Origin of the sequence: Bacillus norwichensis (genome assembly GCF_014836955.1) — a bacterium.
In the GTDB taxonomy this organism is placed as follows: Bacteria; Bacillota; Bacilli; order Bacillales; family Bacillaceae_C; genus Siminovitchia; species Siminovitchia norwichensis.
This window is the reverse complement of sequence record NZ_JACSPV010000025.1, coordinates 20,830-33,025: the sequence shown is the minus strand read 5'-3', so window position 1 is coordinate 33,025 and position 12,196 is coordinate 20,830. Positions and strand designations below refer to the sequence as shown.

The following is a 12,196-nucleotide window of genomic DNA, read 5'->3' as shown; positions in this document are numbered from 1 at the left end:
TGAATGGCACGAAAATAAGTTTTTAAATTAAAAAATCGTACTCAAACTCTGTCTAGAAGAAGTTGCGTACGATAATCAAATGCTGTCTCAAAACTATTCTAACTGTAGAATATCATATAATCCATATTATTGCAAATTTTTGATTGACAACGGTAATTTGTTTATCGTATAATAATTATTTATTTTAATATATAAGTGACCAGAGAGATGAAAAAATGATAGATCCATTTTGGCATTTCTATCAATGATTACTGACAAAAGACTCAAATTTAATGCCTGAAAAAGATACGAATTATTATATATGCTGCTCAAACGCTTGGTATCTTAGACTTATCATTACCTTAAAAAACCTCGCTTGGCTACTTCTCCAACATGTTCAGCGGCGACTGTCGTCGGCGGATCTCATCTCTATGAAGCGCTTGAATCTCCCGCAATTCCTGATCGATCACCACGGAATCATACCCGATTTAATACATCTGAATTTGATAGGCACGGTCAATCATTGCTCATCAAGCTTTGCACAAACCTTCTATATCAAACGGTAAAGCATCCACCCTAGCTCTATCTACTTCTTCACTGATGATAAAGTATTGTATTTGCGCATTAAAGAACTCGAAACAAAATGGGATGGACCATGGTCAGGAACCAATGGCTCCTTCAAGATGAGTTTTAAGATATTTGAACAAAGTGAACTTACACACTTCATTTGACAAACCCACTTTTTTCAAAAAAGCAAGAGCCCCCGGCCCTTGCTTTTACCTAAACTCTAATATTAATTTGACTTGACCAAAGCTTCCCGCTTAATCTTTTCTCTCTTCTTTTCCCAGTCTACGCACCATTCGGAACAATACAGCGCAGGTTCTTCATTTATGTTTACTTGTTCTATGCGTTCCTCGTATACCAGCTTTCCGCATACAGAACATTTCTCATATTTTTCGACATAGTAACCGTTACTTGAAAATTTCATGAGAACAGTCCTTTCTTAAAATATTTTAATAGGTTGTCTCCGCTGATTTTTTGGAAATAAATCCATCCAGTACATCTTCCATGATCATGTTTCTATCCCTTTCCTTCGGTGAACCATAGCCGCCACCGCCCGGTGTGACGATTTTGACTCTATCTCCTCGTCTTATCGGGATATTGGAGAACTTACTGGACGAAACTTTTCCATAGCCCTCGACAACATCTTTCCAATCTTCCTCGCCATTTTTCTGAACCAATGTAGCTCCAAATCCGCCTTCTTTTCCTTCAAATAATCCATACGGAGCAATATGATGTCGATCTGTCATTTGGCTAATCGTGATTAAATCGGCATTACATTTGAGTATTTTCTCAGCACCCAAGCCTCCGCGATATTTTCCTGCACCGCCAGAATCTTGATTTAGATGAAATGATTCGACGAGCCAAGGAAATCTAGTTTCAAACACTTCAACAGGTGTTGTTCGGCAGTTCCCATTGATCGAGTCAACCATATCATTTCCGTCAGCATATGGACGGGCTCCCCAGCCAACCGCTTCCAAATCATAACAAACATAATATTCCTCATAATCATCATGATACCCGCCAAAAACGAAATTGAGATGGGTACCGCCCTCGCAGGCAATGACTTTTTCCGGAACAGCTTTAGAGAAGGCTCCAAGAACGGCAAATGCAATCCTTGGATGAGTTTCTGTATTTCCTCCTACTTCCGGTGCAGGGTAATCAACGTTTACCACTGTTCCTGGGGGAGCCACTACTTTAATGGGCCTAAAGCAACCGGAGTTTTTAGGAATGGAAGCATCCGTCAAGTTTAGCATTGCATTGTAGGCTGCTGACACGGATACTCCATATGTTGCATTGATAGGACCTCTGGCTTGCGGGGAAGTCCCCTCATAATCGATAATGACTTCCTCATCTTCAACATACACATTTGCTTTTATCGTAAAAACTTTATCTTCAATTCCGTCATTTTCTACATAATCCTCAAATTGAAATAAACCATTTGGAATTTCTTTGATTTCTGCACGCATCCGGCGTTCGGAGTAATCCATTAAGTCATCCACTGTTTTCATGAAAAAGTCTTTTCCATATTTAAGAATTAACCCTTTTAATCTCTCTTCACCGAGATCAGCGGCACTGATAAGAGCCCTTAAATCTCCAAAGTTATATCTTGGTGTTCTCACGTTTGCGAGCATGATTTTCCATACTTCTTCGTTATCTTTTCCTTCTTTGACGATCTTGACAGGAGGAAGCCTAAGTCCTTCTTGGAAAATTTCAGTAGCCTCTCCAGCGAATCCTCCCGGAGTCATTCCCCCTACTTCGGCCAGATGTCCAATGGCAACTGCATAAGCCACCACTTCACCATCAATAAAAATGGGTTTGAAAACAGTGTGCTCCGGAAGATGGAGTCCACCTCTATATGGATCATTGTGAAGGATCACATCACCCGGATTCATTTCTGATGCCGGAATCTCTTTTATGCAGTTTTCGATCAAAGTCGGCATTCCGCCAATCATGGCTGGGCAGTAATCTGCAACAGCAATAAGTTCGCCTTTCGCATTGGCGAGCCCGCAAGTAAAGTCCAACGCTTCATTGAAAATAGTTGAATACGATGTCTTCATAAGGGTAATCCCCATCTCCCGACAGACAGATACCATTGAAGAGTTAATAATATTAACTGATACTACATCCATATTGTTTACACTCCTATCTTTTTTCGATATGCATATTTCCAAAAGAATCAACCGTTAACTTATGCTGCGGGCCTACTATTGTGGAAGAAGCATTTTCCTCAACAATCGCCGGTCCAACAATTTCATGGCCGTCTAATAGAGTTTCCCGATCATAAATAGTCGTCATAAGAGACTCTTTATCAAAACGGACCATTCTCTCATCTTTCGGCACAGCTTGGCTTCCGTTTGCTCTATCAATCTTTTTAGCTGCAGGCTTGTCCGTTTTACTGATAATCGTTACTTTAAATGTAACGACTTCCATCACTTCTCCATCAATCTTGAAACCAAATCGATCCTCATGCATGGAATGGAATGTATTCCATATCGTTTGGACGTTTTCTTCATTGATTTCCTCTTCATTAAAAGGAATATCCAACTCATAGTTCTGGCCAAGGTAACGCATTTCAATCGATGTGATGATGTCGTACTTATCCGTATAACCCTGTGAAGATAAATCCTCTAGACCGGCTTTCCTCAGCTGCTGAAAAACTTCATTAGCTCTGGCAATATCAAATTTATTAGAGGTCATTTGAACCGTACGCTGGAGGTCGACACGGGCATCTGAATACATAAAGCCAACAGCGGAAAACTGTCCAGGATGCATAGGGATTACAGCTCTTGGAATCTCCGCAATCTCCATGAGATCACTTGCATGCAACGGGCCTTCTCCGCCAAAGTTCATCAATGTGAAATCTCTTGGATCATGTCCTTCCTCTACCAATACCATTCTCAGCGCGCCCACCATGCTGTTGTTGGCAATTTTAATAATGGAATCGGCTGTCTCTTCAGCTGACATGTTCAGCTTTTTACCCAGTCTCTCCAAGGCTTGGTGGGCCGCATCATAATCAATCTCCATTGATCCGCCTAGGAAGTTATCCGAGCTTAATCTTCCTAGAATAAGATTGGCATCTGTTACTGTTGGGTTTTCTCCACCTCTCCCATAACATACAGGTCCAGGATCAGCTCCAGCACTTTCCGGTCCTACGTTAAGCATGCCGCCATTATCAATCCAAGCTATACTTCCGCCGCCTGCACCGATCGTTCTGATATCAATCATCGGCACCTGAATCGGAATACCCCATTCAATTTCAAAATTAGTTGTCAGTTCTTCGTTTCCATTTTTAATGATCGCGACATCTGTACTCGTACCGCCCATATCTAAAGTAACGAGATGGTCAATGTTGCATTGTTCCGCAATCCTCTTTGCTCCTACCACTCCGCCTGTAGGACCTGAGACAGCAGTATTGATCGGAGCTTGTCTAGTAGCAGCCAAAGTCATAATGCCGCCATTGGACTTCATAATCCCCACGTTTTTTGTGATATTTTTTTCTTGAAAGCGCTCACCTAATTGGTCTAAATAAGAAGAAACAATTGGTTTAATATAAGCATCGGCGATGACAGTGCTTCCTCTCTCATACTCTTTCCATTTCGGCAGCACATCATAGGAAATGGAAATCGGCATACCAGGGAGGTATTCCTCTAGTAAACTTCTTAACTTTTCTTCATGTTTAGGGTCAACATATGAATAGAGTGTACTAATGGCGACTGCATCTATATTTCCTCTCTCTTTAATTTGCTCCGCCACTTGTTTTACTTCTTCCACATCAATTTCTGCTAAAGTCTCCCCTTTATGTGTTAGACGCTCATTAATTTCAAAGCAATTTCGTCGCTTCACAAGCGGTTTGGGCTTGATCCAGCTTAAATCATAATGCGACTTTCTATTGGCTCTCTGGATAAAAGGGACATCTTTGAAGCCCTTAGTGGTAATATAAGCAATCTCTGCTCCTTTTCTTTCTAGTATCGCGTTGGTTGCAATCGTTGTACCATGTCGGATTTGGTCAATATCTTCTACATTTTCAAATTCGCTTAAACCAGTTAATACCCCATTAATGGGGTGGCCAGGAGTTGTGAGGTTCTTCCAAACCTTCATTTCCTTTGTTTCTGGATCAAACGAAACAAAATCAGTAAATGTACCACCTACATCTATACCACTAATATAATTACTCATGGATGTTCCTCCCTTATAAAAACTGATGATGTAATCAAATGAATTTGCGTCCAAACTTTATCGGGCTTAAGCTCGATACATTTCCTCTGAAAATCTTAAGCATCTACCGGAGTTTTTGAACCCCCACTGAATAAAATTCTAATAGGCATTCATCCCACCGTTTACAGAAGTAGGAAACTTCTGCTGAATGAAGTTAAAGGATTAATGCTTCCGATAGAATTTATCAAAAAGCAATGAAACGTAAATCAGTGATAATAATACGATGGAGGTGAAAACCCATTTCCAGCCAGCTGAAGCTGATCCTAGAGGTTCCCACCAACCATTGGCAATAATGATAAGAAACGGGACAACAAAGACCATTGAGGCTAAAATAACTCCGACAGCCAGATACTTATGCTCGCTTTTCGTAACCTTTATATATTCGTCTTTTAACTGGTCCATATTTGTAACCCCTTTCAAAATAGAGTCAACTTCGTACTTTCGCTATCAATTCGGCCGGTCTTAAAAGCATAACGCCTATTCCAAGGAACAAGATTAAACTTCCAAGCATTAAAGAAGTACTCCAGTTTCCGCCATAAACAGTCATCGAAAGGAAAGTGGTCCAAACAAATCCTGTGCTCGCAAGCAAACCTCCTCCGACAGTTCCAGCCGTGTTAATACCGATGTACAATGAAACAATCATATAAGTTCCCCATGCTCCTCCAGTAACAGCAGCATACGCCCACCATTTTGGATCTTGCAGCATGATACTAGCAATATCTGTGAACTTCGGCATAATTACAAAGTTTATGATGACAGCACCAACTAATGCCCAGCCTGCTCGCCAGAAAAGCGAACTTTCTTCAGGCATCATATCTGATCCTGCAGCAATCGCAAAGCTTTCAATTCCATATACAATCGCGGCCAACAGCCCCATACCTGCACCAATTAAAATGGCAGTAGATGAAACACCTGCAGGTGCAGCCAGCGCCATCCCGCCTGAAGCGACCCAAATGCCGATGACAATAAATGCAATTCCAATTAAAGTCCATTTCTGCATGATCTTTTCTCTATATACGATAGAGGTGACGACAGCTCCCCAAAAACCAAACAACCCCGCTAACGGACCTGCAATGGCTCCTCCTACTATTGCAGAAGATGCGAAAAACAGGAAATCTCCCATCATGCCAGTCATTGCCATAAAAACGCCATACCAGGAAATTTTCGATCTGAATACCCTGAAATTATCTTTGGCAGTCCCCACTATAAATGAATAGATAAAGATCGTAAGGACTCCAAACATATATTCAAAGAATTGAAAGGTCATAGGACCTGTAGGATAAGCCATGTCAAATGGGTGCAGTGCACCAGCCATTCCTGCAAACCCAAATGCCAAACCTAGCATGGGTGCTCCAAGAGCGGCATAGACCATTCCGATGCGAACCTTCCGAGATTCTTGAAGAAGCTTAATTTCATTTAGCGACTGGTTCATGCTTCACCTCTCCTTTCGCAACATCCAATCCGAGTTCCTTTATTATCGTAAGAGGTGAAAGCTGATAATCTACAAATTCTCTGTGACGTTCTTGGAGTTTATATTTTCTAAAAACGGTTTCCCCGTATACTTCTGCCTCAACTTCATCAGTCCAGCTTTTATTGTGTAATTCTAGGAGGATGGATCTTAATTTACTTAATGCCCGAGAGTTATAGTGCCCCTTCAATTTCTCATAAATCTCATACTCCCAAACCCCAGCCTCAGAAGCGTACAAAACAGAATATAAAGCAAACTTTAAAGGTGGTTTCACTTTTTATCCCTCCAAAATCAAATTCGCCTTGGCGTATTTGCACCCAGATTTTATCAAGCTCCGCTCGATAAATCCCTCTGAAAATCTGTGGCATCCGCCCGAGGCTTTCACTTTATTCAGCTGGAGTTTAAACCCCCACTGAATACCTCAACACATACAGAAGCGGGATACTTCTGCTGAATGAAGTTAAAGGTTCATAATGATATTGAGCCATTTAGCACAAATAATACCTGTAATTAATGCAAAGATGATACTCATGATTGCGGGGATACCCGGGTGAAATTTCGGGAGTTTTTTCTCCATAGAAAACTCCTCCTTTCATTGGGATAACAACAAGCTATTGCTATTGTTACCTCACCTCCTTAAAGTTAATGTTTTTACTCCTCAAAAAATCTACTTCCTCTCTAAACAATTCCATATGCTCTGTCATCGTTTTCATAGCCAAATCCTGATCTCGGGTTTTTAATGCTTCAATCATCACCCAATGCTGCTTCTGTGCCTTACTAATAATATCCAGAAAATTACTTGTATACTTGGTCAACGAAAATGGGGATTCCTCAGTCATTTCAAAAAAGGAATGAACTAAAGCTGCAAATATACTATTTTGGGAAGCATCAGCCAAAGCCTTATGAAATTTCAAATCACACTCTAAAAAACGGCTTACATCCATCACCTGATCCATTTCTTTGCATATGTCGATCAGATTATCTATATCTTTCGGAGTTGCCTTCAGAACCGCTTTAGAGATGACCGATAATTCCAGCTCCTCTCTCACCTCTAAAATCTCTTCTATAGTAGAATCATATTTTTGGGCAACTCTCTTAAAAGACTCCGTTAAAATATCTTCATTGTAGGAGGTAATATAAGCACCCTTCCCAGGAGTGATTTTAATCAACCCCTTTTCCTTAAGAACTGTTAGAGCTTGTCTAACTCCATGCCTACTGATCTCATAAGTTCGCGTCAATTCTCTCTCCGAAGGTAATTTATCTCCTTCTTTCAAATCCCCATCGTTTATCTTTTTTTCAATATCCACAATCACGCTGTTAAAAAGACTGCTACTGACGTTCATATTAATCACCTATTTAAATCATATTATTTTTTTAAAAAATCAAATGCGCCTTAGCGTATTTGCGCCCAGATTTTATCGAGCTCTGGTCGATAAAATCTGTGACATCCGCTGGAGGCTTAACTTTATTCAACCGGGGTTTGAACCCCCACTGAATACCTCACCACTTACAGTAGTGGGAGACTTCTGCTGAATGAAGTTAAACTGCTTCCAGTTATTTGGTAACGCTTGCAATCAAGTAAAATATTTTGATGGCGAAACTGGTGGAACCAGTTCAACCGAATGTAGGATTAATATACTATAACCTTTTTATACTTTCAATACTTTTTTTGTTTTTTATTTTGAAAATTTATCAACCACATGGAATTTTCTATCAACTTGTTATCTAAACTATTTAATCTTTGGAAAAATTAAAAGAGGGATTGGGGGCTAAAAATACTCCCAATCTCTCTTTTATCCTCGCCTAAATCTCTGTTCTAATCACCACATAATTAAGAAAGAGTATGAATAGTAACCGTTTCTTGAAAATTTCTTAAGAGTTCCTGTTTCCGCTGCTTTTTTTGGTTATAAATTTATCCAGTACATCTTCCACAATCATATCTATAGCCCTTTCACCACTGCTTGGCGTGAACCAAAGCACTTACCATGTCTGTTACCCACACATTGATGGCATTAAAAAAATAATACGAAATGGCATATTACCAACAGATATTTCATGTTTATACTTCTTCTTTAGCGCATTAAGGAAGAAAACATATCTTTATTGAAAAACAACTAAATATCACAAGTAAAATAGAGAACGATAAATTACTGAAAAACATAAAGCACATGATAAAACCCTAATTATCCAAATTCCCAAAGATAGGGATAGGGAGAATTAATTACGATTACTTCGCCTATAGTATACAATCTTTTTTGTCCAGTTGCTCCCATCAATGGCACTGGTTTCATTTTATTTACTTAATGATGGTAGGATAAGGTGATGTCAGTAAGCACTGGGAAATGATCACTTGGAAATTGGCCATTCCTTTGATCGTTTACGATTTCAATTTCATTCGTTATAAGGTTTCCTTTCCCAAGAATCCAGTCAATACGCTTGTCAGGCCCTCCACCAAAAGGATCATCAAAACCATTAAATGTTCCTAAGTCTTCATTTATTCTGTTCTCAGCTGTTTCCCATAAATCATCAAATTCTCCATCACTTGTTAAAATGTTGTGTGGAAGACTACCTGGTTTAGCATTGAAATCGCCTGTTAAAATAACCGGTAAATCTGGATCAAGTTTTTTTGTTACTTTAAGAATAAAATGTGCACTTTTTTCTCTTGCATTGGCGGATTGATGATCAAAGTGTGTATTGACAAAATAGAACTGTTTGTTGCTTTGTTTATCAAGAAACTTTACCCAAGTAACCATTCTTGGAACTTTATTTCCCCATGTTTTTGAACCAACGACATCTGGTGTGTCGGATAACCAAAAACGGTCATGCTCCAATATCCTGTAATTTTGTTCTTTATAAGAAATAGCAGAGTGTTCTCCACCATTTCCACCAATCCATTTATAATGAGGTAAATGATTTTTGAGATCTTGCAGTTGCGCTTTTGACACCTCTTGTGTCCCAATGATATCAGGTTCCTTCTTGTTGATCAGTCTTTTAATGGCGGGAAGCCTTTCTTCCCAAGTATGCGGCGAGGGATCATTGCTATGTTTGTTTCTTACATTAAAAGTCATTGCTTTTACATTTACCGACATCCATTGTTTTTTGTTTTCTGCAGCCACCCCGGTTAAAGTTACCGGGAACAAGCCGCTTAGCATAATGAGTAATCCGGCTACTGCTAACATTAGAGTTTTTAGCACTTTCTTCAATCTTGATCCTCCTCGTTACATGATGTGATGGAAGAAAGCGAAATCCTTTTCAAAGGGGTATTACTTAACCAGCTATAGCTAAATGATCACTTATCCCGCTGTAAATGAAAACTTTAGATGAATCGGAATAGCTTAAGCCCGATTCGTTCAACTAACAATCAGTGAGGGATGAATGAAGTTTCACTTTATTATCCCTTTTGTTCAGAAATCCTATTCAATGAAATGGCTGTGATTGCTGAATAGGCATGAAACAAATCACCATTAATATGATGAAGAAAAAAAGAAGAGGGTGAACAAGGACAATCCCGTCCTCAATCAGCCTCTCCATTCACCTAAATATCTCCCCACGAATCATCTTAAACACTCTACTCGGCTGCCTCTCCAATAACTCGAGCGGCAATCGCTGTCGTACCTCTTCTCCGTGCAATACTTGGATTTCTCGCACTTCCCGCTCAAGCACCACAGCGTCATGCCCAATCTGATAGGCTTGAATCTTCTGCGCGCGATCCACATACGATTCATCCAATTCCGTGTGCACCTTGGTAGTAAGCCTCCTGAGCATTCTCCACAGCTTGAGCTCTTCCCCATTTGTCATGAAGAGCTCCGGCAATTCTTTTGCCTGCACTAAGACATGCTTCGTAGTCAGCATATAATGCTGGATGCCGTAACCCACCGGACGGATCGTCTCATTTAATGTCTCCCACCGATCTACGAACAGTCGCTAATCTTTCTCCCTTCGTCAGATACCAGGCTCGCAGAGCTCCTATGTCAATTGCCAAAAAGCGAGTGTAAATTTATTGGATATAGAAAATAAACATTCTACCATTACATACCGTAGTTTTATTGCCAATACCTTTTCTGATATTGAATGTCAATCCTCGACACGTTTTTTAAATAGCATAGCTAATTATTAATACATCCTATATGTTTTCTCGAACATACGAAAAGCTTATGGTTTTCATTCATACAAATAAAGCAAGGCATCCCACTAGGAATGCCCTCTTTACAATATTTAGATGATACAATGATACACTTTCGTACTATGTACATGACTAAAATGTTCTTTTAAATTACTCTGACCAGATCTCGGATATTAACTATAAAAACAGGCTGTAAAATCCTATTGATTCTTAAATGTTTTCAAAAGATCATTAAGCAATTTCTGCTGTTCAGGTGTCAAGGACTTTGTAGTTTCCAATAGTTGCGCAAGGTTTGGTGGAAGTTCTTTTGAATCAGGGGAAAAGAATTCTGCAAATGTAATATTCAAGGCGCTGCACACTCTATCTAAAGCATCTAGTGAAGGTTTACTAACGCCCTTTTCAATCTTTGAAATTTGTGATGGGTCAAGATTAGTTATTTTAGCCAACTGACGACCAGAAATCCCCGCTTGTTCTCGCAACTCTTTAATTCGCATACCAACATTTATCATCAGATTCACTCACCATCTTGAAACATATTCATCTTTTATGATAGCTGAACACAGCTGACAAAGTAATTGATGAATTTAATTCAATAATCTATACATAGATTCTTTACGGATAAGCTTAACCAATTAGATTCTAATTAGTCATTACGTTCACTTGATTAATCTAATGGACTAACTTATCCAAAATAATTTTACATTAAGGTGGGGAAACAAATGCAGATAGACTTACAGTTAAAAAATGTCACAAAGAGTTACAAAAAGACTCTGGCTGTTAACAACGTAAACTTAACAGTTAACCAAGGTGAATTCTTTACAATACTAGGACCCAGCGGTTCCGGAAAAACAACCTTATTAAAGTTAATAGCTGGTTTTGAAACAGTCGATGATGGTTCCATAAAGCTAAAAACTCAGGATATCGCATCAAAAAAACCTTATGAAAGAAACATAGGTATGCTGTTTCAAAATTATGCACTCTTTCCTCATATGTCTGTGTTTGATAATATCGCTTACCCTCTTCGCCGCCGTAGAGTAAATAAGAAAGATATACAGACAAGGGTTAAAAGAGTCTTACACGTTGTACAACTAGAAGCATTCTCTAAGCGTTTCCCAAATCAACTAAGCGGCGGTCAACAACAACGCGTTGCATTGGCCAGAGCTATCGTTTTCGATCCCCCTCTCCTCCTATTGGACGAACCTTTAAGTGCCTTGGATAAAAACCTGCGTCAACAAATGCAATTTGAAATAAAGAGTATCCAAAAAAGGCTTGAAATTACAACGATAAGTGTTACCCATGACCAAGAAGAAGCACTAACGATGTCCGACAGAATTTGTGTGATGAATGAGGGGAGAATTGAACAAGTAGACACCCCCGAGAATATCTATAAACAGCCTAAAAATCGCTTTGTTGCTGAATTCATTGGAGAAATTAATTTAATAAAAGGGCACTTGGTAAACTTAGAATCCCAGTTTGCAAAAATTAAATTGTTGGGCGGACAAATTGCAACCGTAGAATACACTGGCAAATCTATAAACAGAAATAATGTCCTTATTGCTCTCCGTCCGGAAAATATCCAGTTACTAAACGATCCCAATGGTGCGGTGAATAAAATTGAAGCTACGATATCATCTCTGATTTATCTAGGTGATGCCATTGCTTTGAACATTCAAACTGATTATGGTGAAGAGTTAAAAGTTAAAATCCCTTCCATATACTCTGATGTGTTGTCAGAAGGAAAAAAATTAACATTTGGCTGGAACCCTCAATCAGCCACTATCCTTGAAGACCATTTAAAACAAGAGACTACCTATACTTTAAAAGCAGTTTCTTCATAATACCTTTAT

10 protein-coding genes are annotated in these 12,196 nt (G+C 39.3%); 1 reads left to right on the top strand and 9 read right to left on the bottom strand.

The annotated features are described in order from the left end of the window. Nucleotides 1-992: 992 nt before the first annotated feature. The 9 genes from H9631_RS13940 to H9631_RS13900 all read right to left on the bottom strand — a co-directional run bounded on the left by H9631_RS13940 (nt 993) and on the right by H9631_RS13900 (nt 10,858). Complete coding sequence (locus tag H9631_RS13940) at nt 993-2,672, bottom strand: hydantoinase B/oxoprolinase family protein (RefSeq protein ID WP_191813784.1); 1,680 nt, start codon at nt 2,670-2,672, stop codon at nt 993-995. Nucleotides 2,673-2,685: 13 nt separating this feature from the next. Next, nucleotides 2,686-4,719, bottom strand: coding sequence for a hydantoinase/oxoprolinase family protein (locus H9631_RS13935; RefSeq protein ID WP_191813782.1), 2,034 nt, complete (start codon nt 4,717-4,719; stop codon nt 2,686-2,688). Nucleotides 4,720-4,920: 201 nt separating this feature from the next. Next, a complete protein-coding gene (locus tag H9631_RS13930) occupies nt 4,921-5,160 on the bottom strand; it encodes a hypothetical protein (RefSeq protein ID WP_191813780.1) in 240 nt (79 codons plus the stop codon). 25 nt (nt 5,161-5,185) lie between these two features. Continuing rightward, nucleotides 5,186-6,190, bottom strand: a complete 1,005-nt coding sequence (locus H9631_RS13925) for a DMT family transporter (RefSeq protein WP_191813777.1) — start codon at nt 6,188-6,190, stop codon at nt 5,186-5,188. After that, entirely contained in the window at nt 6,171-6,500 is a 330-nt protein-coding gene (locus tag H9631_RS13920) for a hypothetical protein (RefSeq protein ID WP_191813775.1), read from the bottom strand. Before H9631_RS13920 ends, H9631_RS13925 begins: the two co-directional genes overlap by 20 nt. Before the next feature lie 349 nt (nt 6,501-6,849). Beyond that, complete coding sequence (locus tag H9631_RS13915) at nt 6,850-7,569, bottom strand: FadR/GntR family transcriptional regulator (protein WP_191813773.1); 720 nt, start codon at nt 7,567-7,569, stop codon at nt 6,850-6,852. Between the two features lie 957 nt (nt 7,570-8,526). Next, on the bottom strand, nt 8,527-9,420 hold the full coding sequence (locus H9631_RS13910; RefSeq protein WP_318246812.1) for an endonuclease/exonuclease/phosphatase family protein: 894 nt from the start codon (nt 9,418-9,420) through the stop codon (nt 8,527-8,529). Between the two features lie 337 nt (nt 9,421-9,757). Continuing rightward, nucleotides 9,758-9,967: a hypothetical protein gene (locus tag H9631_RS13905; protein WP_191813769.1), complete on the bottom strand. Its 210-nt coding sequence runs from the start codon at nt 9,965-9,967 to the stop codon at nt 9,758-9,760. Nucleotides 9,968-10,549: 582 nt separating this feature from the next. Continuing rightward, nucleotides 10,550-10,858 (bottom strand): helix-turn-helix domain-containing protein, encoded by a 309-nt coding sequence (locus H9631_RS13900; RefSeq protein ID WP_213021246.1) that lies wholly within the window; start codon nt 10,856-10,858, stop codon nt 10,550-10,552. Nucleotides 10,859-11,068: 210 nt separating this feature from the next. On the opposite strand from H9631_RS13900, the gene H9631_RS13895 reads away from it, so the two are divergent. After that, nucleotides 11,069-12,187, top strand: a complete 1,119-nt coding sequence (locus H9631_RS13895; protein ID WP_191813767.1) for an ABC transporter ATP-binding protein — start codon at nt 11,069-11,071, stop codon at nt 12,185-12,187. The last annotated feature ends 9 nt before the right edge of the window (nt 12,188-12,196 follow it).

Excerpts from the sequence above, each read along its gene's own strand:
- H9631_RS13895 (WP_191813767.1), top strand. The coding sequence starts at position 11,069 with ATGCAGATAGACTTACAGTTAAAAAATGTCACAAAGAGTTACAAAAAG.
- H9631_RS13900 (WP_213021246.1), bottom strand. The coding sequence starts at position 10,858 with ATGATAAATGTTGGTATGCGAATTAAAGAGTTGCGAGAACAAGCGGGG.
- H9631_RS13915 (WP_191813773.1), bottom strand. The coding sequence starts at position 7,569 with ATGAACGTCAGTAGCAGTCTTTTTAACAGCGTGATTGTGGATATTGAA.
- H9631_RS13925 (WP_191813777.1), bottom strand. The coding sequence starts at position 6,190 with ATGAACCAGTCGCTAAATGAAATTAAGCTTCTTCAAGAATCTCGGAAG.
- H9631_RS13940 (WP_191813784.1), bottom strand. The coding sequence starts at position 2,672 with ATGGATGTAGTATCAGTTAATATTATTAACTCTTCAATGGTATCTGTC.
- H9631_RS13930 (WP_191813780.1), bottom strand. The coding sequence starts at position 5,160 with ATGGACCAGTTAAAAGACGAATATATAAAGGTTACGAAAAGCGAGCAT.
- H9631_RS13935 (WP_191813782.1), bottom strand. The coding sequence starts at position 4,719 with ATGAGTAATTATATTAGTGGTATAGATGTAGGTGGTACATTTACTGAT.